A 24,094-nucleotide genomic window follows, 5' to 3' on the forward strand; every position below is an offset into this window, starting at 1 on the left:
CCGAACACTTGGCGAGAGCCAAAGCGGCCCCTAATCCCACTCCCCAGCTCGGGTAAGGATGTTGTGTGCGATCTGGCGGTAGGCCTCGTCGATGGTCAGCACACCACCTTGGGCCACCCGCGAGGCCAACCGATCCATGATCGAGGCAGCCGAGTGCGAGTGGGTCGTGCTCATCGTGCCCGTGCCCGCCTGCATCGCCTCGAACATCGCCGCCGCCTCGCCGCCGCGGACCTCGCCGACGATCAGCCGCGACAGGTTCTGCCGCAGGGCCTCCGGCATCAGGTCGGAGATGCCGAACTCGCCGATGCTGGTGCCGCCGGAGATCTCGCCGTGTCCTGTTCGTGCCTGCAGGGCCAGGATGTTCTCCCGGCCGGGCTGCAGATGGGTCATCAGCTCGTAGTCGGTCTCCAGAGTCCCGAACCGCTCGCTCGGTGGGATCGAGTTGATCAAGGCGCGCAGCAGGGTCGTCTTGCCCGCACCCTGGTCGCCCGCGATCACCATCGACTTCCGCGCGAGCACCGCCGCGTCCAAGAACTGGGCGACCTCGATCGGCATCATCCCGGTGCCGGCGAGGTCGGCAAGGCTCACCTGGGTCAGCAGGTGCTGGCGGATCACGACGCTGGGCCGATAGGACAGCCCGAAGCCGATCGCGTGCAGCCGGAAACGCTCACCCAGCGCGATCGTCATGGTCGGGTGGGTGTCGTCGAACGGTCGGGACGGCTGGCTGTTCTGGCCGAGGAATCGGATCGCCTCGACCAGTTCCTCGTCGCTGTCGGCGACCGGCGGCATCCGGCGACGCCGTCCGTCGCCGTACTGGACCACGACCGAGTCACAGCCGTGGATCTCGATGTTCTCGACGTCCGGGAGCTGCAGCAACGGCTGGAGCCGGCCGAAGCCGAAGACGGCGTCCTCCACGGCCTGGACGTACGCCAGCTCCTTCGTCGTCGACCACAGCTGGGCGCCGTCCCGATGCAGGGCACGGACGTGGTCCGCGACGATCCGGCGGATGATCGCGCGGCCCATCAGGACGCGGTCGTCACGGGCGAGGGTTCGTCCACCCTGCCGCGACTGCGCCTGCGCCTCGTCGGTGATCGCCGCAGACGCCCGCCGCCGGAGGTCGACCACCTCGCTCCAGTCCACCTCGTCGGCCGGGATCGTGGTGCGTTCGGCGACCTCGGCGGCGGAGAAGACCCCGAACCCGGCGGGCGACGGGCCTGCGGCCTGGTCCTGGTCGTGCTCGGCGAGCAGCGGTACGTCCTCCAGCGCCACCCGGAAACTCTTGTCCGACTCGTCCATGATCAGACCCGCACCCGATCGGCATGGCGTCGCAATCCCGCCGCGAGCGAGGTGGTCGCGTCCGCCAGCGAGCGGGCGAACGCCGAGTGCTCGAACCGGCGCGGTCGGGGCCGGCCGTCGGAGAGGTGGGCCGCCGCGGCCGGGTCGTGCGCGATCGTCGCGATCACCGGGGCATCGAGGGCCCTTCCGATCTCACCGGGACTGTACGGGTCGTTCGGCCCGATGACGATCAGCCCTGGCTGATCCTCGGCGGTGGTCGACCTCGCCTGCTCGACCAGGGTCGGCCGATGGACCCGCGCCGCGGTGACCGCGCGCAGGCTCGAGTTCAGCACCACGGCGATGGTCGCCGCCGACTCGACCAGCGGCATCGGCAGGCCGTGGGCGGTCGTCCGGCCGGCGTCGACGATGACGTCGAAGTCGGCGTCGTCGAGTCGATGGAACGCGTCGACCAGATCGGGCCAGACGCCGGCGAACAGCGTCGCGCTGCCCGGTTTGCCGAATCCGGGCAGGAGCAGGCGGCTCGGTTCGGATTCGTCGGTCAGGCGGACGGTCTGGTCGATGATGACTTCCTGCAGCGCGCGGCGGTCGCGATGGGCCTCCGCGACCCGGAGCAAACCCTTGCCGCCCGATCCGCGTCCACCGAGGAAGCCGGCGAGGACCGCCTGGTGGGCGCCCGGATCGCAGTCGGCGAGCAGCACCGAACGCGGCCAGCCGAGCGCCAGGCCGACCGCCAGCGTGGTGACGCCGGGGGAGCCGGACGCCGAGGTGAGGACCAAGATTCCCATCGCTACCTCACTTGTCCGCGTCGCGCAGGATCGCGATCCGGTCCTGGGCCGCCAGCAGGGCGATCGCTGGTGCGTCTGCGGCCGCGACGTCGACGTTGACGAGGGTGGACGTGCCGTCGACTCCGTCGGCCGTGTCCACGACGCGTCCGAAGTATGCCTGGGTCGGCGCCGCCGCCTGACCGGCAGCCTGGTCCGACGACGGCAGGGCGACGAGGCGGACGGGTGCACTCGGCGTGAGCAGACCAACCGGGGCCCGCCCCGGGTTCAGCTTGACCCCGATCACGGCTCTCCCGGTCGCCGGCAGCGGGTCGGCGACGGTCGCGGCCGCAGGCACCAGGGCACCCTCGACGAGGTCGAACGCGGCCCGCTTGCCGACCAGGCTCGACAGTTGCTCCGCCGGGACCACGCTGACCTTGGTCGTTCCGCTGAGCGTGGTCGTGGTGAGGTCGGACTGCTGGATGACCGCGCCGCGGTGAACCGTGTGGGTCATCGCTACAACGGTCGACTGTGCGGCGACCTGACTGTAGATGACGTACGACAGCAGGCCGCCGAGGCAGAGCGCGACGACGCCCAGCGCGATCCAGCGGGGGTTGCGACGACCGGCCAGCCGCGCCGCGTCGGGCAGTCGGTCGGTCGCGTAGGGTGCCGCCGGAGCCTCGGCGTCGCGGCCGGGCCGTCGTCGCAGCCGCGGCAGCGTCGCTCGGGTGCTGTTCTTCGGTCTCGTGTCGATGCTCATGATCTGCCTGGGGGTCAGCGGTCGTGGCCGGTGGGAACGATGTCGGCATCGGCGGAGCCGGTGCCGGTGACGGTGTCGATGCCGATCACCGAGAGGAAGATGGTGGCGGCGGAGGTGCTGGTCCGAACGCTGACGACGCCGTTCGCGATGGCTACCGTGCCACCGACGTCGGGCTGGCCGGCGAGGTAGTTCCTGGCCGCCAGCACGGCCGCCGAGGCGGCCTGGTCGCCCGCAAGTTCCTGCGTGGCGGCGGCGTTTCCGGCCGCGCGCGCTGCCCCGGCGGCTGCCGCTTCGGCGCGGCTGGTGGCGTCGATCTTCTGGCCGCCGTCGATGACCAGACCGGCGGTCAGGATCATGGCCGCCATGATCAGTAGCACCAGCAGGCTGACCGACTGGCCGCGCTGGTCGCGCGCGCCGGGTTGCTCGGTCGCGATCATGATCGGGTCCGGTAGGTGTCGAGCGCCGATGCTGCGGTGCGGGTGACCGTGATGGAGCCGGGTGTGCCGGGCAGCAGGATGTCGCCGAAGGAGACCGCGCAGCTGACGGTGGCGCGGACGGTGGCCGGCCGGCCGACGTCGACGGCGAAGCCGGAGGTGTCCACCGAGACGTTTCGCGCGCCACAGGCGAGGCCGCCGGTGTCGAGGGAGGCTCGGGCCGCGTCGACACCTGCCTCGCGTGCGCTGCCTGACTCGCGTTCCAGTGATGCGGCGCGCGCCGCGGACTGCGCGGCCCCGGAGACGGTGCTCTTGGCGAACCACAACCGACCGCCGGCGATCAGCAGGCCGAGCATGATCACCAGCGCGGGCACGACGATCACCAGCTCGAGCGTGGCTGCGCCACGCTCGTCGCGTCGGTGGATCATCATGGTCGGGTCACCTTCTCCAGTGGGCTGGTGGCGTGCTCGGTGATGCGGGCAAGGCCGAGATCGAGCATCAGTGGCGCGCTGCCGCTGACCACCACCTCTGCGTTGCCGCCGGTCCGGCGCGCCTGGACGGTCACGTCGTGCAGGCCGCCCGCCGTGGCAAGTGCGGTTGCGGTGGCACGAGCCTCGTCGACGCTGCCGTAGCTGCCCCGGGCGATGTCCACGCCGGCGGCGGCGGCATGTCCGGCGACCGAGTGGCCGTGGATCCAGATTCCGGCTTGGATGACGCCGAGGGTGATCAGCATCAGGACCGGGAAAATCACCGCGTGCTGGACCGACTCGCTCAGTCCGCGCTGATCGCGCGTGCAGGTCACGGACTCAGGGCATGTGGCTCTTGACGTACGCGGTGATCGCCGTGATCACCGCGAGCGCAACAGTCACCGCGCCCGCCAACAAGATGGCGTTCTCCGTCGACTGGGTCAGGCCACGCTCGTCGCGCTCGTGGTGACGAACGAACAACAAGGTTCCGATCAGGTACGTGCCGAGCTGCTTGAGGGTCATGGAGGGGCCTTCCGTGGGGTTCGGGTTTCGTCGAAGGGACTTGTTGTGGTTCAGCGGACGAGCACCTGAAGCTCGCCGACGGGAAGTGAGGTGGTCGCGGTCTGGCTGTACGGGATGGTGCCGGTCGTGCCGTTGATGTTCCAGTCGACGGCCCAGCGCGTGGTCGCGGTGATGGTGTACGGGCCGTCGGGTAGTGACGGCTTCCGGTAGCGATAGCCGCAGGTCGGCGACGGTGTGCCGGCTGCGACGTCTCGCGTCCACCGCGAGCCGCCACCGGTGCAGCTGACCGTGTGCCCGTCGCCCATGTCGAAGGTGATGCCGGTGACGCGGGCCCGCAACGACACCGAGAGCGGACCGTTCGTATCGGTCACCGGCGAAGGCGAGGTGTTGCCCTCGACCCAGAGCCACAGCGGGTAGCCGACGGCAGCCATCTTCCACCTGTTGATCGACGGCGGGGGGCCCACCGTCGGAGTGGGCGCGGCCAACTGCAGGCGGGCGACCGCTGCCCGGGCGACGGTCTCGGGCGCAACTGTCGCAACCGGCGCCGCCGGCTGACACGCGCCGATCATGCAGTGGAGATAGGGCACTCCGTTGGGCGCAAGCGGTCCGTTGGGTCCCGGCTCGGACGATCCGCCGCTGGCCGAGGATGGGCGGTGACTCGATGCGGACGATGAGCCTTGGATCGCGCCGCCAGGCCGTTCTCCATGACTGCTTGCCCCAGCATTGAACGTACTGCCGCGCCGCTTCAGGAAGCCTTTGGGTGATGCCTCGGCCAAGCTCGCCGCAGCTACGCCCAGTGCCGTCGCGAGGACGATCGCGAGCAGGCACCGCATCAGCCGTCGCACGAGGTCACGTCCTTGTCGTCGGACAGGTCCCACGCCTTCCAGCGACCGTCCAACTTGCGAACCTCGACGGATGCCGTGCCGATGGAGCCGTTCCCGACCGCCTTGCCGCTCTTGTCGGTGATGCGGACGCTCGAGCCGTCCTCACAGGTATTCAGTGTGAGCTTCGCTGGAGAGTAGGCACCGTGGCGAATCCACACGATATGGACAGAACCTGTGGTCCGCTCGCCGCGTTTTAGTTGATCGCGGAGCGCGCCACGAGCCGCATCAAGCAGCGGACCAGCGCCGTTCTCCTTCATGACCGCACTCGGTCCGGCGGCCCCGCCAGCGTTTGACAGGCGATCGTACTCGGCGCTGAAGGTGCGGTAGGCCTTCTCGGCGGCCTCGAAGTCGAGCCGGGTCTGGCGTTCGAGTTCGGTCTCGGTCGGCGTTGCGGACGGGCTCGGGGAGGCGCTCGGAGGGTCGGTGGGCGTGCAGGCGCCAGCGCCGAGGCACAACGCTGTCACGGCCCCGACCAGCAGAGGGGCCCGTCTCCTGAGAGCCACCTGAGTCTCCTCTGAGTCGGAGGCGCAACGATGACATACCGATCGAGCCAATTCCAATCCGACCGCGACGCGGCGGCGGGTCTGCCCGCCGGAATGCCATCGGTGTGCTAGGCCGCCGCCCAGGTGGTGCGGTGCAAAGTGCCTCATGCACCGAGGCGCGCGATGTGACCAAGGTCTCATTTCTGCGCTGGCCGGATCGAGCGAGCACAACGAGGTCGATAACGGCGGACGGATGACCATGGTGCGCTCCTCTCGCTGTCGCTGCTGTCGGCTGTGTCCAAGACTCGCCGGTGGGTGTTGTCCGAGGTGTTGTCCGGCGCACCACAGGTGTTGTCCGTACCAGTGACGGTGTTGTCCGGGTGCGTGGCAGGCCGGCGCCGCGAGCTAGGCGACGAGGGCGAGCGTCGGGGAGTGCTGGGCCAGCCTGCGAACCGCTTTGTGGCACTGGACCCGGACCGCACCTTGCGACTTGCCGTGTCGGGCGGCGGCCGCCGCGCCGTTCAGCCCGTCGACGTACACACTCGTCAGCACGGCGCCGGTGTCGAGACTGATCACGCCCAACTGGGCAGCGACCTCGATCACCGTTCGGGCACTGATCGCGTCCTCGTCCATGGCCGCCCGCTCCGCCGACAGCTCGACGATGACATCGGGCGGATAGGGGGTGACGTCGACGCCGCGGGGCTGGTGGGACTGGTGCTGGACCGACTTGAGCGTGTCGAGAGCGAGATTGGCAGCGATCCGTCGCGGGCGCTCCGCGAGCGGATAGGTCCGGATCCGGAACCACATGGCTGTCACGTAGTCGTCCAATCCGGCGCTGGGATCACATCCCGCGAGCCGCACCAGCTTGCCCAGCATGGCCTGCAGCACGCTGCGACCGGCAAGCTGATCGTCGTCTGCGCAGAGTTCGAGCAGGGCCGACAGGGTCGGGTCCGGACGCTCGCGAATGCGGGACAGCACACCGTCCAGGTCGCGACACCCTGTCAGCGGAGCGACGGCGTGCCAGCGGCTGGGTAGGCCGGCATCGACCAGCCGTGCCCAGTCCGAGTTCAGCGCCGCGCGCAGTCCTGATCGGTGGGCAGATAGCGCAATCGTGGTCATCGGAGCTCCTCACTGGCCGGGTACTCCGAGAATCGCGCGCGGGTGTTGGCCGAGGTGTTGTCCCGAGCCCGTCCGGTGTTGTCCGTTTCCGGCGGCGCGGCGCAGCCAGAACGACCGCGCGGAGAACTGTCGGACCGTCCCGGTAGACATCGAATCGCCGGTCGGCAGCGCCGCCGACGGGATGCGAGCTCGACTCCCGGCCGGACCGAAAGGGGCAGCAAAACATGCGTCGTCGACGATCAGCCGGAGTGCGCGGACCTCCGCCCGCACGGACGGCCGATCGGCGACTCAGCCGTCGTGGCGCGCGGACATCGCTGCCGTCGGCGCCGGATCCGGGATGCGGTCAGACCGTGGGGTGCTCGGCAGCCTGAAAGGCGACGATACGGTCGACCGCGGCCGCCACGGCCTCGGCGCCGGCGGCCAGCGATACCCGCACCGAGCGGCCACCCGCGACGGGATCGAAGTCGCTTCCGGGCGTCAGCGCGACGCCGGTCGTCTCCAGCAGGTCGGCGCACCAGGACACCGAGTCCGGATGACCGACCAGACGATCGCCGAGACCGGCGTACAGATAGAACGCACCGTCGGCCGGTGCGATGTCGACCCAGCCGAGGTCGTCCATCCGGTCCAGCAGCACCTGGCGCGCCGCCGCGAACTCGGCCACGGCTTCATCCGCCGCGCGATACGAGGACGGGGTGAATGCGGCAATCGCCGCATGCTGCGCCGGGACGGGCGGGCACAGCGCGTAGTTCCCGGCCAGCGCGTCGAAGGCGGTCAGCAGGTCGTCGGGAACGAGTGCCCAGCCGAGTCGCCAACCGGTCATTCCCCAGTACTTGGAGAAGGAGGAGATGACGACGGCACTCCGGTCGTGACTCCAGGCGCACTCGCCGCGCGAGCCCGTGTAGCTGATCCCGTGATAGATCTCGTCGCTGATCAGCCGGACTCCGTGATGGGCACACCAGGCCGAGATCTCGCTCAGCTGCGCGGCGGACAGCATCGTGCCGGTCGGGTTCGCCGGGGACGCGACGACTAGACCCGCCAGCGGTCCGGCCGATCGGAGCGCCTCGATCGTGGGCTGGAAGCGCCGCTCGGGGCCGCAGTCGAGCTCGACCACCTCGCAGCCCAGCGAGGCGAGGATGTTCCGGTAGGCCGGGTAGCCGGGCCGCGCCAGGGCCACCCGATCACCTGGGTCGAAGGCGGCGAGGAAACTCAGCAGAAACGCACCCGACGACCCCGTGGTGAGAGCGACCTGGCCGGGATCGATGTCCAGCCCGTACCACGCGTGGTAGTGCCGGGCGAGCAGCTCGCGCAGCGGGCGGATGCCGAACGTCTCGCTGTAGCCGAGCGGAACGCCGCCGTGCATCAGTTCGGCCGCCCGCCGACGTACGTCCGCTGGGGCGCCCTGGGACGGTTCGCCCGCGCAGAGCGAGATGACCTCGCGCCCGGCCGCGCGCAGGTCCGCCACCCGCTGGAGAACGCTCATCACCGCGAACGGCGGCACTGCCGATCGGGTCGAGGGCTGCCACGTCATGGGACCAGGCAAGCAGAAGACGACGCGCCCGGCGGGGCGACCCCCGGTCCATCCCCGGCAGGGGTAGCCCGGGCCCACTCCCGGCGGGGGTGAGCCCCGGCCCGCCCTCGCCCATTCCCGAGCGGCGCGGGCCACGGCCGGGTACCGGGCTGCACCGGGGAGTCCGGCGCGGCACGGCAGCGAGCGGGTATCGAGCGGGGATGGAGGTGGGCGCCGCACAGATAACGGTCCGACATCGCACGGTGGGCCGATTGGTTTCCTCCACCGGGTCGATTTAGTGTGTCAACTCCTGACCACACGTGGCTCCGACCCCAGGAGGACTGCGATGACCCGGATGATCCGGTTGGCCGGACCGGCCGCGTTGGTCGGCCTGCTCGTCGCCGGACCGGGCTGCGCTGCCATCGTCGAACGAGCCAGCACCGGCGCGTCGCCGCAGCCGGCGGCGTCGAGTCAGGTGGTCGACGGCCCGGCCACCACGGCCCCCAGCTCGGGCGCCGGATCGGCGACGCCCGCCCCGCCCGGTGCTTCCGCTTCGGCCGACCGGCCGACATCGGCAATGCCGGCGGCTCCGCCCGAGCCGCCCAAGCCGGCCGAGCCGGCCGCGCTGCTGGAGAAGGGCGACAAGGGCGAGAAGGTGCGCGAGCTGCAGCACCGGCTCCGGCAGCTCGACTGGTATGCCGGCACGATCACCGGGACGTACGCAGCGTCGACGGTGACGGGTGTCCGCGGATTCCAGGAGAAGCGGAAGATCGCCGAGACCGGAGCGGTGGACGACAAGACCTGGACCGCCCTGAGGACGATGACCCGCACGCCGAGCAAGGCCGAGATGCACAACAAGCTGGTGCCGGGACGCCCGATCCTGAAGCGCGGCTCGACCGGAAGCTCGGTGCGCTCGCTGCAGGCCCGGCTCAAGCAGATCGGCTGGTATCCCGGCAACGTGACCGGCAGCTACGGCAGCCTGACCGCGGCGGCGGTGAGGGGCTTCCAGGCCAAGCGCCAGATTCCGGCCACGGGAGCGGTGGATCAGCGCACACTGAACCGGCTTCGCGCGATGACCCGGACGCCGACCGACGCCGAACTCCACAATCGCGCGCCGAAGCCGTCCGCGGCCGGGCTGGATGCCCGCTGCCTGACCGGTCGCGCGATCTGCGTGAGCAAGCGGACGAACTCGCTGGTCTGGGTCGTGGACGGCCGGCCCAAGCTCCGGATGGACGTCCGGTTCGGGTCGGCCGAGCTGCCCACCCGGGAGGGCTCGTTCAGGGTCGGCTGGAAGTCACGCCACCACGTATCGACCATCTACCACACCCGGATGCCGTACGCGATGTTCTTCAGTGGTGGTCAGGCCGTGCACTACTCGCCCGACTTCGCGGCGCGCGGCTACAACGGCGCTTCGCACGGCTGCGTGAACGTCCGCAACCTCGCCGGCATCCAGTCGCTGTTCGGTCAGGTGCGAGTCGGCGACAAGGTGATCGTCTACCGCTGAGGACTCAGGATCCGGCCCTCACGCCGAGCACCGGCGCCGGTGCATCGAGTATGACGCTCCGGATCGTGCTGCTCATCAGAAACGTGCCCAGCGGCACCCGCTTCCGGTGTCCGGGCGGGCTCAACGGGCAGTCAGGATCAGCGGGCCGTCCGGGGTGATCGCGATGGTGTGCTCGGAGTGCGCACCTCGCGAGCCGTCCCGGCTGCGCAGGGTCCAGCCGTCCGCGTCGGTGTAGATCTTGTCGGTCGACTGCAGGAACCAGGGCTCGATCGCGATCACCAGGCCTGGTCGCAGCGGCAGTCCTCGACCGCGGCGGCCGTTGTTCGGCACGTGCGGATCGCCGTGCATCGTCCGGCCGACGCCGTGGCCACCGAAATCGGTGTTGATCTTGTAGCCGGCTCGGGAGGCGACCCGGGCGATGGAGAACGAGATGTCGCCCAGCTTGTTGCCCGGCCGGGCCGCCTCGATTCCTGCCGCCAGGGCAGACACCGTCGTGTCGATCAGCTGCTGGTCCTTCGGGTCCGGCGTGCCGACGATGACCGACAGTGCGGAGTCGGCCACCCAGCCGTCCACGGACGCGGCGAAGTCCACGCTGAGCAGGTCGCCGTCGGCCAGCACGTAGTCGTGCGGCAGGCCGTGCAGCACCGCGTCGTTGACCGACGTACACAACACCTTCCCGAACGGGCTGGCGCCGAAGGACGGGTGGTAGTCGATGTAGCAGGACTCCGCGCCGCGGTCACGGATCATCTGATGGGCCAGCTCGTCCAGCTCGAGCAGGTTCACGCCGACGTCGGCCTTCTCGGCGAGCGCGGTCAGAACGTCGGCGACGAAGCGGCCCGCCGGGCGCATCTGCTCGATCTCGGTCGGGGTGCGGTACTCGATCACGGCCCAATTCTCCACGGAGGGAGTTGTCGAACGCTGGGTGCGCCCCGGACGCGCGGACCCTAGAGCTCCTTCACCTCCGCCAGGAGCTTGCCCATCGTTTCCTTCGCGTCGCCGAACAGCAGGGTGGTCTGCGGTTCGTACAGCAGCTCGTTCTCGATGCCGGCGAAGCCGGGGCGCATCGAGCGCTTCATGAAGACCACCTGCCTGGCGTGATCGGCGTGCAGGATCGGCATACCGTAGATCGGCGCTCCCGGAGTGGTCTCGGCAGCAGGGTTGACCACGTCGTTCGCGCCGACGACCAGCGCGACGTCGGCGGTGTCGAAGTCGGAGTTGATCTCCGACATCTCTTTCAGCTGCTCGTACGGCACCTGCGCCTCGGCCAGCAGCACGTTCATGTGGCCGGGCATCCGGCCGGCGACCGGGTGGATGGCGTAGTCGACCTTCGTTCCGCGCGAGGTCAGCTCGTCCACCAGCTGGCGCAACGTGTGCTGGGCCTGGGCGACCGCCAACCCGTAGCCGGGGACGATGATGACCCGGTCGGCATAGCCGAGCATGATCGCGACATCGGTCGGGCTGGCCGAGCGCACCGGACGGTCGCTCGCGGTCCCACCACCCAGCGTCGAGCCGCCGCGCAAAGCGCCGAACAGCGTGTTCGCCAGCGAGCGGCCCATTGCCTTGGCCATCAGCCGGGTGAGCAGCGTGCCGGCCGAGCCGACCAGTGTGCCGGCCACCAGCAGCAGGGTGTTCTCCAGGACGTACCCGCTGGCCGCAACGGTCAGGCCGGTGAACGCGTTCAGCAACGAGATCACGATCGGTACGTCGGCGCCACCGACCGGCAGCACCAGCAGAACGCCGAGCGCGAGTCCGAACACGGCCAGCGGAATGCCGAGCAACATCGACGGCGCCAGCACCAGCCAGACCGAGAAGCCGAGCACGGCGAGCATCGCGAGGCCGTACGCCACCGGGTAGCCCGGGAAGATCACCGGACGGGTGGTCATCAACTCCTGCAGCTTCAGGAAGGTGATCACCGAGCCGGCGAAGCTGACCGAGCCGACCACGACGGTGAACGCGGTCGCGATCAGCGTGAACAGCGGGGTGGCTGCCGAGCGTTCGGTGATCTCGTGCAGCTCGACCAGCGCGACGATGGCCGCGGCGCCGCCGCCCACACCGTTGAACAGCGCGACCAGCTGCGGCATCTGGGTCATCTGCACCCGATAGGCGCCGAGCACACCGATCACCGTGCCGACGGCGACCGCGATCAGGATCGGCACGATGTTGTGCAGATCGTTGGCGAAGAAGACGATCACGCAGGCCAGCACCGCGCCCGCGGCACCCAGCAGGTTGCCGCGCCGGGCGGTCTTCGGCGAGGACAGCCCCTTCAGCGCGAGGATGAACGCGACGGCCGCGAGCAGGTAGCCCAGCTGAGCCCAGGTGGGTGTGCTCACCGGCCCGCACCGCCGGATCCGCCGGGTGAGTCGGGTGAGTCGGGCTTCGGTGGGAGGGCTGGCTTCCGGTCGGCCGCGGTGACCTTCTTGCGCGGTGCGAACATCTGCAGCATCCGGTCGGTGACCACGAATCCACCGGTCATGTTGATCGCGGCCAGCACCACGGCGACCAGTGACAGGGCCAGGATCGGGGTCGAGTCGGCGGACCCGGCGACCAGGATGGCGCCGACCAGAATGACGCCGTGGATCGCGTTCGCACCCGACATCAGTGGCGTGTGCAGGGTCGGCGAGACCTTGGAGATGACCTCGATCCCGACGAAGACCGAGAGTACGAAGATCGTCAGCCAGACCAGCGGCTCACTCACTCAGCACCCTCCCCTTGATCCATCGTCGCGTTGCCGCCGGGCCCCGTTCGCCCCGGCCGTCTCCCGCTCGCCCGCCTCGGAAACTGTGCAGATCCTGCAGCGACACGCGGACGGGACCTGCAACAGCCGCACAGTTTCCCGAGGGAGGCGTCAGGCGTTGGCATGGGCACCACCCTCGGCGGCGAGAGCGTCGCGGGTTGGGCCGTGCAGGACGTCGCCGGCGTGGGTGATGCACATGCCGGCGACGATCTCGTCGGCGAAGTCCGGCGCGAAGGCGCCGTCGCGGGTCATCAGCGTGATCACGTTGCCGACGTTGTGGGCGTACAGCCGGCTGGCGGGAGCGGGCAGCTGGCTCGCCACGTTGAATCCGCCCCAGACCTGGGCGTTGCCGATGGCGACGACCGAGCCCGGTTGGACGCCCTCCACGTTGCCACCCGAGTCCGCCGCCAGGTCGACCACGACCGACCCGGGCCGCATCTGCTCCACCATGGTCCGGGTGACCAGCATCGGCGCCGGCCGGCCGGGCACCGCGGCGGTGGTGATCAGCGCGTCGGCGGCGGCGACGTACGGCGTGAGCAGCTCGCGCTGCAGCTCGGCCCGATCCTCGGTCATCTCCCGGGCGTAGCCGCCCGCGCCCTCCAGGGTCGGCAGCTCCAGGTCGATCGCGACGGCGCCCATCGAGCGGATCTCCTCGGCCGCCGCGGCCCGGACGTCGTAGCCCTTCACCACCGCGCCGAGTCGTTTGCAGGTCGCGATCGCCTGCAGCCCGGCCACGCCGGCGCCGAGAACGACGACTTGGGCCGGCGGGATGGTGCCGGCGGCGGTCATGTTGAGGGGAAAGAACTGCCGGAGCCGCCCGGCGGCCACGATCGCGGCGCGATAACCCGCCACCAGGGCCTGCGAGCTGAGCGCGTCCATCGACTGGGCCCGCGAGATCCGGGGGACGTACTCCATCCCGAAGGTGGTGATCTGCCGGTCGCGCCGGGCGGCGACCTCCGTCAGCCGGGAGCCGGCGGGGAAGAACGAGATGGTGGCGCTGCCGCTCGGCAGCACGTCCGGGGGCAGCGGCTGCACGCTGGCGACGACGGCCGCGTCGGCGACCGGGGTTTCGGTGACGATCGCACCCGCTGCGGTGTAGTCCTCGTCGCCGACCAGGGCGGTACGCCCGGCGCCGGGCTCGACCGCGACCTCGTAGCCCGCCGCCACCAATCGGGTGATCACCTCCGGCACGAGGGCGACCCGAGCCTCCCCGGGCGCCACCTCCCGAACCACCGCGATCCGCACGACGCCGAACCTATCAGCGCATCCCGCACCGCCGGTGGGCGCGAGCGGGGTCGGCGCGCTCGAGTCCGCTCGTGAGCTGGACCGATGACTCCGAGATGGTCGGCTGGGTGTCGTACATGGACCACACGCCAACCAGCAAGCGTTTTCCGCCGCCACGTTCCGCCGCGCGAGGTCGATTCGCGACGCGACGCGACGATACGCAGGGTGGATGCCAAGACAAACTGACAAATAGCGTCCGTTCAGCCGACCTCGATCGTCACGGTGTGCCAGCCGGTGGCACCGTTCGGCGCGGGCGGGGCCGGCGCGTCCGTCTGCAGCTCGCCGTCGGCGTTGGTCGCGCGGACCGCCACCTGGTGGCTACCCGGGGTCGCGTCCCAGCGGAACATCCACTGCCGCCAGGTGTCCGGACCGGTCACCTCGGCCAGATCGGCCTCGTGCCAGGCGCCGTCGATGCCCACCTCGACCTTGGCGATTCCGGTGTGCTGGTCCCAGGCCACGCCCGCCACGACGACCTGACCCGCGGGCACCGAGCGCTTGCGCGGTACGTCGATCCGCGACCCGGTCTTGATCGGGCCCTTCGCCGACCAGCCGAGCGGCGTCCAGTATCCGTGGTCCTTGGCGAAGGTGGTCACCTTCAGCTCCCGGACCCACTTGGTCGCCGACACGTAGCCGTACAGACCGGGTACCACCATCCGCACCGGGTAGCCGTGCTCGACCGGCAGCGGCTCGCCGTTCATCCCGATCGCCAGCAACGCCATCCGGTCGGGGTCGGTCAGCGCCTCCAGCGGTGTGCTGGCGGTGAAGCCGTCCTCGCTGGTCGACAGCACCATGTCCGCGCCGTTGGTCGGCCGGGCCTGCGCGAGTAGCTCGCGGAGGGGATAGCCGAGCCAGGTCGCGTTGCCGATCAGGCCGCCGCCGACCTCGTTCGAGACGCAGGTCAGGGTGGCGACATGCTCGACCAGCGGCTTGGCGGTCAACGCAGCCCAGTCGATGGTCACCTCCTGCTCCACCATCCCGGTGATGGTGAGCGACCACTCGGTCGTCTCCAGCCGGGGCACCTGGAGCGCGGTGTCGATCCGGTAGAAGTCCTCGTTCGGGGTGATGTACGTCGCCAGGTCGGCGATGCCCAGCTCGGCTCCGGCCGGCACCGGGTCGGCGCTGACCGGCTTCGGCAGGCGCACCTTGGACCGGGCGTCGTCCACGGCGTTCGCCGCAGTGGTCAGCGCCCGGCCGGCCACAGCGGCGATCACTGACAGCACGCCGGTCACGACGGTCCAGGCGAGGAAGGTCCGGCGAGCGGGCAGCGCCGCCTCGTCGTCCGGGATGCCGCGCCGCGGCAGCCAGCGGCGGAGCCGCTCGATCAGCGCCCGCAGCAGCAGATAGCCGATGCCGAGGCCGGCGATCGCCGGCACGATCGCGGCCACCGACGCCTGGGCGCCGGTGAGCACCGCGAGCAGGCCGATCAGGGCCAACGCACCGAAGATCACCCCACCGGCGTACGGCCGGCGGAGCTCCAGCGCTCCGGCCAGGCCGCAGAGCGCGAGCACGGCGACGAAGATCACCGCCAGCAGGAACGGCTTGTCGGCCGTGCCGAGAGTCTCCTTGCCCCAGTTGACCAGGGCGGCCGGCAGCAGGTCGATGATCCTCGACCCGACCGCGGGGATCGGCGATCCGGCCGGAGCGAAGAACCAGGCGGCCAGATCGGCCACCGCGATCCCGCCGAGGCCGGCGATCGCCCCGCACAGCCAGGCCCATCGGCGGGCGACGGCGCCGGTCGTCGGACCGGTCGGCGGGTGCGTGGGCGGGGCGGTCCGCGACGGTGGGGTGCCCGGTCCGGGAGCGTCCGCCGCACCGCCGCGGCCGGCCGCGAGCTGCGTCATGGCACCATCCTGCGTCGGCGCCGGCAGCCGGGCAATGAGACGTCGGCGAACCGTAAGCGATCGGCCCGTCGACGATCGCCGAGCCATCCCGCTCGGCCGGTCCGATGGTGGCGGCCGGAAGCTCAGCCGCCCGGCGGGGCGAACTGGCTGAGGGTCAGCACGGCGCCCTGCGGATCGACGATCAGGGCCTCGCGGGTCCACATCGTGTCGACGCTCGACAGCACCTCCGCACCGTGGGCGGCAGCGACCTCGGCGGAGCGGTCGCGGTCGGCGACGGTGAACCGGAGGTGCCAGCGCGGCGGACCGGGGTCGGTGGCGATGCCGGCCACGACGTCGGCGAAGCCCGGCGGGGCCGCCGCCTGCCGCTCGAAGATGTGCGGATCGATCGTCGAGGCCAGGTGGTCGCCGTAGCCGGGCAGCCGGATCATCCCGGCGCCCAGGCCGGCGTCCAGCTGCCAACCGAAGACGCGGCGATAGAACCCGACCGCGCGCGCCGGGTCGGGCGTGAGCAGGTCGGAGAAGTTCCACGTGCCGGGCGTGTTCACCAGCTGGGCGCCGAGCCGGCGGCGGGCCTGCCAGAGCCGGAAGACCGCACCGTCGGGGTCCGCGCACCCGGCCCAGCGCCCGCCCGGGCCGGCATCCTGCGGTGGCAGCCGGACCACGCCGCCTGCGGCCGTCACCGCGGCGGCGGTGGCGTCGACGTCGTCGCAGGCGATGTAGGTGTTCCAGCCCGGCGCGGAGCCGTCGCCGACGGTCGCCCCGGCGACATCGTGCCCGTCCAGGGTGGCGACCAGATAGGACCCCGCTGCCCCGGGCGGCATCACCTCACGAAACTGCCAGCCGAACAGCCCGCCGTAGAACTCGGTCGTGCGCGCCGGTTCGCGCTGCTCCAGGTCCACCCAGCAGGGCACGCCGGCCGGATAGCGCCGCTGGTCGTCCACGATCACGCTCATGGTTGTCTCCTAGCACTCGCGGGCCCGGGCCGGAAGGGGTCGCAGACCGCTCCCTACCGCTCCCGGGCGTGCCGTTCGCGCCCGGCTCCCCGGGCGGCCACAGCGACCGAGCTGCCGGGCAGAGTTTCCCGGTGGGCCGACGACGGTTGCTCCGTCGTCACCGACCGGCCGCCCGCCGCCCGCTGCGCATGATCATTCCGGCTCGACGAGGGAGCAGTGCTCGTCGGTGACGGGCACCAGGCCGCCCGCCACGTCAGCGCATCCGTGCCCCGGCGGGCACCCGACCGGCGCTCGCGCCCGTGCCCCGCGGCGCGGGGATCTCCTCCTCGATCGCGCCGGCGAACTGGGAGTTGTAGAGCGCCCAGTAGTGCCCGCGTGCCTCCAGCAGCTCGTGATGGTTCCCCTGCTCGACGATCGATCCGTGCTCCATCACCAGGATCACGTCGGCGTCGCGGATCGTGGAGAGCCGGTGGGCGATGACGAAGCTGGTGCGATCCGAGCGCAGTGCCGCCATCGCTCGCTGCACCAGCACCTCGGTGCGGGTGTCCACCGAGCTGGTGGCCTCGTCCAGGATCAACAGCGCCGGGTCGGCCAGGAAGGCGCGGGCGATGGTCAGCAGCTGCTTTTCGCCCGCGCTGATGTTGCTGCCCTCCTCGTCGATGACGGTGTCGTATCCGTCCGGCAGCGAGTGCACGAAGCGGTCGACGTACGTCGCCTCCGCGGCCGCGTGGATCTCGGCCTCGGTCGCGTCGGGGCGGCCGTAGGCGATGTTGTCCCGGATGGTGCCGTGGAACAGCCAGGTGTCCTGCAGCACCATCCCGATGTTCGCCCGGAGGGCGGACCGGGGGACTGCGGCGATGTCCACCCCGTCCAGCGTGATCCGGCCCGCGTCCAGCTCGTAGAACCGCATGATCAGGTTCACCAGGGTCGTCTTTCCCGCGCCGGTCGGGCCGACGATGGCAACCGTGCTGCCCGGCTCGGCGACCAGGGACAGGTCGGAGATCAGCGGCTTGTCCGGGTCGTAGCTGAACGAGACGTGCTCGAACTCGATCCGGCCCTCGGTCGGCGCGAGCACGCCGGCCTCCTCCGCGGTCTGCTCGTCGGTATCGAGGATCTCGAAGACGCGCTCGGCCGATGCCACTCCGGACTGGAGTAGGTTCGCCATCGACGCGACCTGGGTCAGCGGCTGGGTGAACTGCCGGGTGTATTGGATGAACGCCTGCACGTCGCCGATGTTCATGGTCCCGCTCGCCACCCGCAGTCCCCCGAGCACCGCGATGATCACGTAGTTCAGGTTCCCGATCAGCATCATCGACGGCATGATCAACCCGGAGATGAACTGGGCGGCGAAGCTCGCCTTGAACATCCCCTCGTTCTTCTCCGCCATCCGCTGCTCGACCGAGCGCTGCTGGCCGAAGACCTTCACCAGCGCGTGTCCGGTGAACGCTTCCTCGATCTGGCCGTTCAGCTCGCCGGTGGTCTTCCACTGCATCACGAAGTGCCCCTGGGCGCGTTTGCCGATCACCGTGGTGATCCCGACCGCCACCGGGATCGTGATCAGCGCGATCAGCGCGAGGGTCGGCGAGATCAGGAACATCATCAGCGTCACGCCGACGATGCTGAGCAGCGCGGTGAGCAACTGGCTCAGCGTCTGTTGCAGAGTCTGGGAGATGTTGTCGATGTCGTTGGTCACCCGGCTGAGCACCTCGCCGCGCGGCTGCCGGTCGAAGTAGGACAGCGGCAGCCGGTTGAGCTTCGCCTCAACCTCTTCGCGCATCCGGTAGATGGACCGCTGCACGATGCCGTTGAGCAGATACCCCTGGAACCACAGGAAGAGGCTGGACAGCGCGTACAGGACAAGGGCGAGCAGCAAGATCTCGCCGAGCAGGGTGAAATCGATCCCCACGCCCGGTACGACGTCGAGCCGCTGCACCATGTCGGCGAAGGTGTCCTGCCCCTGGGCCCGCAGGCCGTCGACGACCTGTTCCTTGGTCGCTCCCGGCGGGAGCTGCTTGCCGACCGCGCCGGTGAAGATCACGTCGGTGGCCCGGCCGAGGATCTTCGGACCCACAACGTTCATCGCGATGCCGACGACGGCGAGCAGGATGACCAGGATCAGCAGCGCCCGTTCCGGGTGCAGGTGGCCGATCAGCCGGCGCATCGACGGACCGAAGTTGATCGACTTCTCCACCGCACCGGGACCGCCGAACGGTCCGTGACCGCGCTGTTGGGGGGCGTACTTCGGCCGCTCGGCCGACTTGCGGACCGGCTCGCTCACTGGACGCGCGCTCATGCGGCCGCCGCCTCTTCTGCACTCAGTTGGGAATCGACGATCTCGGCGTAGGTGAGACAGGTCGACAGCAGTTCGTCGTGCGTGCCTTGTCCGACGATCGCGCCGTCTTCGAGGACGAGGATGGTGTCCGCGTCGGCGATGGTTGCCACCCGCTGGCCGACGATGATCACGGCCGCGTCGGTGATCTCCGCTTTCAGCGCCGCCCGGAGTCGCGCATCGGTCGCCACGTCGAGCGCGGAGAACGAGTCGTCGAAGATGTAGATCTCGGGTTTGCGGACCAGCGCTCGGGCGATGGACAGTCGTTGCCGCTGCCCGCCCGACACGTTCGTGCCACCCTGGCTGATCGGCGCATCGAGCCCGCCCGACATCGCCTCCACGAAGTCGGCGGCCTGGGCGATCCGCAGCGCGTCCCACAACTCCTCGTCGGTGGCCTCCGGGTTGCCGTGCCGCAGATTGCTCGCGACGGTGCCGGAGAAGAGGTACGGCTTTTGCGGAACCAGGCCAATCCTGCTCCACAGTGCCTCTTGATCGAGGTCGCGGACCTCCACGCCGTCCACCCGGACCGAACCGCTGGTGGCGTCGAACAGTCGCGGGATCAGCGAGACCAGGGTCGTCTTCCCGGATCCGGTGGAGCCGATGATGGCGGTCGTCTGGCCGGGTTGGGCGGTGAACGACACGTTCCGCAGGACGGGGTGGTCGGCGCCTGGATAGGTGAAGGTCGCACTGCCGAACTCGACGGTCCCGTGCTCGGCGGTCGTCGTGATCGGCGAGCCCGACGCGCTGACGCTCGACTCGGTCTGGAGCACCTCCTGGATCCGTTCCGCACAGACCATCGCCCGCGGGGCGAGCACCAACAGGAACGTCGCCATCATGACCGACATCAGGATCTGGATCATGTAGGTCAGGAACGCGGTGAGCGAGCCGATCTGCATCTGCCCGCTTTCGATCCGGTGGGCGCCGAACCAGAGCACGGCGACGCTGGACAGGTTCAGGATGAACATCACGACCGGGAACATCGACGCCATCAGCCGCCCGACCGACGTAGCGGTTTCGGTGACCTCGGCGTTCGCCATCGCGAAGCGTGCGGTCTCATAGGGCTCCCGGACGAATGCCCGGACGACGCGGATGCCGGTGATCTGCTCGCGGAGCACGCGGTTCACCGTGTCGATCCGGCCCTGCATGATCTTGAACAGTGGACGCATCCGGCTGATGATCAATGCCACCGCGGCAGCCAGCAACGGAACGGCGACGGCGACCAACCAGGACAGCCCGGCGTCCTCGCGGATCGCCATCACGATGCCACCGACCATCGTGATCGGGGCCGACAGCAGCATGGTGCAGGCCATCATCACCAGCATCTGGACCTGCTGGACATCGTTGGTGTTGCGGGTGATCAAGGACGGCGCGCCGAACCGGTTGAGCTCGCGCGACGAGAACGACATCACGTGGTGGAAGATCGAGCCGCGGACGTCGCGGCCGAATGCCATCGCCGCCTTCGCTCCGAAGTACACCGCGCTCATCGAGCCGATCGCCTGCACCGCGCTGACCGCGAGCATGATCCCGCCGACGTGCCAGATCAGATCCGTGTCGCCCTTGGTGACGCCGTCGTCGATGATCCGCGCGTTCAGGCTGGGCAGATAGAGGGCCGCCATCGTGCCGATCAACGACAAGATCAGCACGGCGGTCAGTAGACCCTTGTATGGCCGCAGGAACGTCCTGAGGGTGAGGAAGAGCATCAGCATCCTTCCGCGTGCGGGAACGACGGGTCGCGAAGCGACGGGGACGACAACAGATCGGTGGGCAGGGTGTCGGCGCGCGGCGCGCCCGCGGCGGGCGCGGCGACGCCGTGCAGGAACAACTCGGCGATCTCCAGCGGGTCCGGGCCGGCCTCGTCCAGGCAGGCGCCGCGCAGCATCGGATGGCTGAGCGCGAGCACGAACGCGCCGAGCATCGACGCCGCGCGCTCCGGGTCGAGCTTGAGCCGGGCGGCGTCCGGGGCCAGCACGGCGGCCAGCATGCCGGTCTCCAGCGCCCGGTCGGGCCGGGGCGGTCGCCGCCGCTGCTCGGCGTCCGGCGGCTGCCGGAAGCCGAGGGCGTAGACCAGGCCGAAGACCCGGTTCATTCGCTGCTGCAGGATCGCGACCGCGTTGGCGACCCTGGTCTGCAACGGCAGAGCGGGGTCGATGTCCAGCAGCGCCTGATAGCTGGCGGACGGATCGAACGCGTCGTCGAGCACCGCGTCGATCAGCTCCTCCTTGGAGGCGAAGACGCGGAAGATGGTGCCCTCCGCGATCCCGGCCGCCTCGGCGATCTCGCGAGTGCTGACCTCCCGGCCGCGCTCGCGCAGCAGCGGCGTCGTTGCCGCGATGATTGCCGCCCGTCGCTCGTCGGGCGGCAGGGGAGTTGCTCGTGCCACGATCAGCCAGAGTAATGAGTGAGTGCTCACTCAGACAAGTGAGTTTTGTCATGGCGAGGCGACGATCGGCCCCGGACGACGGGCGGTGCGGGCGTACGCTCTCCGCACGTCGACCCAGGTTGGTAGAAAAGTGCCGTGACCGACTTGGGGCCGCTGGCCGACCGCACCTTCGCCGCCGTGATCTTCGACATGGACGGCACCCTGATCGATTCGACGCCGGCCGTGATGCGGTCGTGGCGGACCTGGGCGGTCGAGCACGGCATCACCCCGGAGGACCTGCTCTTCCATCACGGCGTGCCCGCCGCCGGGGTGGTGGCGGCGGTGCTGCCGGACCACCAGTACGACAGCGCGCTGGCCAGGATCAACGAGCTGGAGCTCGCCGACCTCGAGGAGATCGCGCTGATGCCCGGCGCGCGCGAGGCGCTCGACGCCGTGGTGGCCGCTCCGCACGCGATCGCCACCTCCTGCACTCGGCCGCTGGCGGCGGCCCGGCTCCGGCTGTCGGGCATCGTCGCGCCCGACGTGCTGGTCACCGCCGACGACGTCGAGCGGGGCAAGCCGAACCCGGACCCGTTCCTGGCCGCGGCCCGGGGGCTCGGCATCGACCCGGCGGACTGCCTGGTGATCGAGGACGCCCCGGCCGGGGTGCAGGCGGCGCGCTCGGCGGGCTGCGCGGCGCTCGCCGTGGCCACCACCGTCGACGCGGACGACCTCGCCGCGGCCGACCTGGTGATCTCGGACCTGTCGGCCGTCCGGCTGGTCCCGACGGACGGCCGGATCAGAATCGAGTCCGCCTCCTAGCCAGCCGAGTTGTCAGGTTCTCAGCGCGCTATAGCGCGCTGAGAACCTGACAACTCGCGGGTTTGGGGCCGTGGCCAGGGTCAGGCGAGCGGGAGGAAGACTCGCATGGCGCCGGGGGTCCGGTTGCCCCAGGCGTAGTAGGGCACGGCGGTCAGCGCGATGGGCTCGCTGAGTTCGAGGCCGTGGTCGCCGAGCTCGCGGTACGGCCAGGGCCCGGCGTCCGCCGGCCGGCTCCGGGCCCGGCCGGACACCCGCAGCGTCGTGATCCCGGCCAGCATGCCGTCACCGGCGACCGGTTCGGGTCGGACACCCGGGTCGATCACGACGTCGTCCAGCCGCTGACCGGGATGGTCGGCCGACTCGAGGCAGTAGACGAGCGGTCCGCGCTCGATCGCGACCGTGCCGCGGATCGCGTCGACCCTCGGGTCGGCGGTGGTGAACCGCGCGGTCAGCGGCAGCTCCAGCACGATCTCCCGATCGGCCGCGCCGCTCATCGACACCAGCCACCAGCCGTTGCTCGGCGCCGTCGCCACCGGTTCCCCGCCGACGCTGAGCCGGGCGCCGGCGGCCCAGGCCGGAATGCGGAGAGCGAGCTCCCAGTCCGTTCCCGGCGCATCCACGATCCGGATCGCGACCCGGCCGTCCCACGGATAGCCGGTGGTCACCTGCACGGTCGCCTCACCGCCGGCGACGGGCGCGGTGAAGCGGCCCGAGACGTACTGGTGCACAGCGACCCGCCGTTCGCCCCCGAGCAGCACGTAGTGCTGCAGCGAACCGATCAGCCGCATCACGTTCGGCGGGCAGCAGGCGCAATGGAACCACGGCACCCGGCGATAGTCCTGGTCGTCCCCGGCGGCAAGATGGTCGTCGCGCACCTGGAGCGGGTTGGCGTAGATGTAGGACTGGCCGTCCAGCGACGTACCGGCCAGGAAGCCGTTGTAGAGGGTGCGTTCCAGCAGGTCGGCGTACTTCGCCTCGGCGGTGATCATCAGCATCCGCCAGCAGAACTGGATCGACGCGATCGCCGCGCAGGTCTCGCAGTAGCTGCGCTCGCTCGGCAGCTCGTACGGGTCGCCGAACGCCTCGTCGGTGTGATGGGCGCCGACGCCGCCGGTCAGGTAGGTCTTGGTCGCCGCCATCTCGGTCCACAGCCGCTCGACCGCCGCGAGCAGGGCCGGGTCGCCCTGCTCGGCGTAGACGTCGGCGGCGCCGGCCAGCAGGTACAGCTGGCGGACGGCGTGCCCGGCCACCCCAGGCGCCTCCCGGATCGGCAGATGGTCCTGCCAGTAGTGCCGGCCGAACCGGCCTTCGCCGAGCAGCCCGTGGCCGCGCCGGTCGACGAAGTAGCTCGCGGTGGCGAGATAGCGCTCGTCGCCGGTCTCCCGGTGGAGCTCGACCAGAGCGGTCTCGATCTCGGGATGCCCGCAGACGCCGTCGACCTGGGTAGGCCCGGTGCCGAAGCTGGTCACCACCAGGTCGGCGAACCGCCGGGCGACGCCGAGCACCTGCTCGTTCCCGGTCGTCCGGTGCAGCGCGACCGCTGCCTGGATCAGGTGCCCGGCGCAGTACAGCTCGTGCCCCCAGGGCAGCTGGACGAAGCGCTCGCCGGGGAAGCGGACCTGGAAGTGCGAGTCCAGGTAGCCGTCGGGCTGCTGGGCGGCGGCGAGCAGGTCTGCCGTCTCACGCAGCTGCTCGCTCAATCGGTGGGCCAGCTCCAGGTCGAGGTCGGGGTCGGCGAACACCCAGCCGATCGCCTCCAGCCACTTGTAGACGTCGCTGTCCAGGAACGGCAGGTCGTTGACGTACGTCCCCTCGGCCAGGCCGGCCGCCAGCTCGAGGTTGTGGAAGTTGCCCGCCTCGTGCAGCCGGTCCCACGCGCCGGGGACGCTCACCTCCCGGTTGATCCGGCGGCGATCGGCCCAGAGCCCGGCACCCACCGTTCCGCCGGATCCGGCGGTGAAGGCGAGGTGGGCAGCGGTCCGCGGCCGGATCGGTCCGGCGGTCGGCGAAGCAGTCACGGGGCGATCTCTCGGTCG

General features: G+C 70.4%; 23 protein-coding genes. 2 read left to right on the forward strand and 21 right to left on the reverse strand.

Annotation, left to right across the window (positions count from 1 at the left end; translation table 11 throughout):
- Window positions 1-30 precede the first annotated feature (30 nt).
- The 11 genes from ABD747_RS13220 to ABD747_RS13270 form a co-directional block, all read right to left on the reverse strand.
- Entirely contained in the window at window positions 31-1,296 is a 1,266-nt protein-coding gene (locus ABD747_RS13220) for a CpaF family protein (protein WP_344805204.1), read from the reverse strand.
- Window positions 1,297-1,298: 2 nt separating this feature from the next.
- Window positions 1,299-2,081, reverse strand: coding sequence for a hypothetical protein (locus ABD747_RS13225; protein ID WP_344805206.1), 783 nt, complete (start codon window positions 2,079-2,081; stop codon window positions 1,299-1,301).
- Between the two features lie 7 nt (window positions 2,082-2,088).
- Window positions 2,089-2,817 (reverse strand): hypothetical protein, encoded by a 729-nt coding sequence (locus ABD747_RS13230; RefSeq protein WP_344805208.1) that lies wholly within the window; start codon window positions 2,815-2,817, stop codon window positions 2,089-2,091.
- A 14-nt stretch (window positions 2,818-2,831) separates the two neighbouring features.
- On the reverse strand, window positions 2,832-3,254 hold the full coding sequence (locus tag ABD747_RS13235) for a pilus assembly protein TadG-related protein (protein ID WP_344805210.1): 423 nt from the start codon (window positions 3,252-3,254) through the stop codon (window positions 2,832-2,834).
- On the reverse strand, window positions 3,251-3,682 hold the full coding sequence (locus ABD747_RS13240; protein WP_344805212.1) for a TadE/TadG family type IV pilus assembly protein: 432 nt from the start codon (window positions 3,680-3,682) through the stop codon (window positions 3,251-3,253). The genes ABD747_RS13235 and ABD747_RS13240 overlap by 4 nt, the downstream gene beginning before the upstream one ends.
- Window positions 3,679-4,053 (reverse strand): TadE family protein, encoded by a 375-nt coding sequence (locus ABD747_RS13245; RefSeq protein ID WP_344805214.1) that lies wholly within the window; start codon window positions 4,051-4,053, stop codon window positions 3,679-3,681. Before ABD747_RS13245 ends, ABD747_RS13240 begins: the two co-directional genes overlap by 4 nt.
- A gap of 4 nt (window positions 4,054-4,057) precedes the next feature.
- Complete coding sequence (locus ABD747_RS13250) at window positions 4,058-4,240, reverse strand: hypothetical protein (protein ID WP_344805216.1); 183 nt, start codon at window positions 4,238-4,240, stop codon at window positions 4,058-4,060.
- Window positions 4,241-4,290: 50 nt separating this feature from the next.
- Window positions 4,291-4,671, reverse strand: a complete 381-nt coding sequence (locus tag ABD747_RS13255; protein WP_344805218.1) for a hypothetical protein — start codon at window positions 4,669-4,671, stop codon at window positions 4,291-4,293.
- 401 nt (window positions 4,672-5,072) lie between these two features.
- Entirely contained in the window at window positions 5,073-5,627 is a 555-nt protein-coding gene (locus tag ABD747_RS13260; protein WP_344805220.1) for a hypothetical protein, read from the reverse strand.
- A 384-nt stretch (window positions 5,628-6,011) separates the two neighbouring features.
- Window positions 6,012-6,725 (reverse strand): RNA polymerase sigma factor, encoded by a 714-nt coding sequence (locus ABD747_RS13265; RefSeq protein WP_344805222.1) that lies wholly within the window; start codon window positions 6,723-6,725, stop codon window positions 6,012-6,014.
- A 343-nt stretch (window positions 6,726-7,068) separates the two neighbouring features.
- On the reverse strand, window positions 7,069-8,253 hold the full coding sequence (locus tag ABD747_RS13270; RefSeq protein ID WP_344805224.1) for a pyridoxal phosphate-dependent aminotransferase: 1,185 nt from the start codon (window positions 8,251-8,253) through the stop codon (window positions 7,069-7,071).
- A gap of 325 nt (window positions 8,254-8,578) precedes the next feature.
- On the opposite strand from ABD747_RS13270, the gene ABD747_RS13275 reads away from it, so the two are divergent.
- Window positions 8,579-9,736: a L,D-transpeptidase family protein gene (locus tag ABD747_RS13275; protein ID WP_344805226.1), complete on the forward strand. Its 1,158-nt coding sequence runs from the start codon at window positions 8,579-8,581 to the stop codon at window positions 9,734-9,736.
- A 120-nt stretch (window positions 9,737-9,856) separates the two neighbouring features.
- Here the strand turns inward: ABD747_RS13275 and map are convergent, their stop codons facing one another.
- The 9 genes from map to ABD747_RS13320 form a co-directional block, all read right to left on the reverse strand.
- A complete protein-coding gene (gene map, locus ABD747_RS13280; protein WP_344805228.1) occupies window positions 9,857-10,621 on the reverse strand; it encodes a type I methionyl aminopeptidase in 765 nt (254 codons plus the stop codon).
- 59 nt (window positions 10,622-10,680) lie between these two features.
- A complete protein-coding gene (locus tag ABD747_RS13285) occupies window positions 10,681-12,066 on the reverse strand; it encodes an NAD(P)(+) transhydrogenase (Re/Si-specific) subunit beta (protein WP_344805230.1) in 1,386 nt (461 codons plus the stop codon).
- Entirely contained in the window at window positions 12,063-12,431 is a 369-nt protein-coding gene (locus ABD747_RS13290; RefSeq protein ID WP_344805232.1) for an NAD(P) transhydrogenase subunit alpha part 2, read from the reverse strand. Before ABD747_RS13290 ends, ABD747_RS13285 begins: the two co-directional genes overlap by 4 nt.
- 150 nt (window positions 12,432-12,581) lie before the next feature.
- A complete protein-coding gene (locus ABD747_RS13295) occupies window positions 12,582-13,715 on the reverse strand; it encodes an NAD(P) transhydrogenase subunit alpha (RefSeq protein WP_344805234.1) in 1,134 nt (377 codons plus the stop codon).
- 239 nt (window positions 13,716-13,954) lie between these two features.
- The gene (locus ABD747_RS13300; protein WP_344805236.1) at window positions 13,955-15,595 is read right to left on the reverse strand and encodes a molybdopterin-dependent oxidoreductase; all 1,641 of its coding nucleotides are present in this window, start codon (window positions 15,593-15,595) and stop codon (window positions 13,955-13,957) included.
- A gap of 122 nt (window positions 15,596-15,717) precedes the next feature.
- Entirely contained in the window at window positions 15,718-16,548 is an 831-nt protein-coding gene (locus ABD747_RS13305; protein WP_344805238.1) for a VOC family protein, read from the reverse strand.
- A 253-nt stretch (window positions 16,549-16,801) separates the two neighbouring features.
- On the reverse strand, window positions 16,802-18,841 hold the full coding sequence (locus ABD747_RS13310; protein WP_344805240.1) for an ABC transporter ATP-binding protein: 2,040 nt from the start codon (window positions 18,839-18,841) through the stop codon (window positions 16,802-16,804).
- Window positions 18,838-20,577: an ABC transporter ATP-binding protein gene (locus ABD747_RS13315; protein WP_344805242.1), complete on the reverse strand. Its 1,740-nt coding sequence runs from the start codon at window positions 20,575-20,577 to the stop codon at window positions 18,838-18,840. The genes ABD747_RS13310 and ABD747_RS13315 overlap by 4 nt, the downstream gene beginning before the upstream one ends.
- Entirely contained in the window at window positions 20,577-21,257 is a 681-nt protein-coding gene (locus tag ABD747_RS13320; protein WP_344805244.1) for a TetR/AcrR family transcriptional regulator, read from the reverse strand. The genes ABD747_RS13315 and ABD747_RS13320 overlap by 1 nt, the downstream gene beginning before the upstream one ends.
- Window positions 21,258-21,392: 135 nt before the next feature.
- On the opposite strand from ABD747_RS13320, the gene ABD747_RS13325 reads away from it, so the two are divergent.
- The gene (locus tag ABD747_RS13325) at window positions 21,393-22,058 is read left to right on the forward strand and encodes an HAD-IA family hydrolase (protein ID WP_344805246.1); all 666 of its coding nucleotides are present in this window, start codon (window positions 21,393-21,395) and stop codon (window positions 22,056-22,058) included.
- Window positions 22,059-22,138: 80 nt separating this feature from the next.
- Here ABD747_RS13325 and ABD747_RS13330 read toward each other — a convergent pair whose 3' ends face one another.
- A complete protein-coding gene (locus ABD747_RS13330; protein WP_344805248.1) occupies window positions 22,139-24,076 on the reverse strand; it encodes a glycoside hydrolase family 127 protein in 1,938 nt (645 codons plus the stop codon).
- Between the last annotated feature and the right edge of the window lie 18 nt (window positions 24,077-24,094).

This window comes from Microlunatus ginsengisoli, assembly GCF_039537205.1.
Taxonomy (GTDB): Bacteria; Actinomycetota; Actinomycetes; order Propionibacteriales; family Propionibacteriaceae; genus Microlunatus; species Microlunatus ginsengisoli.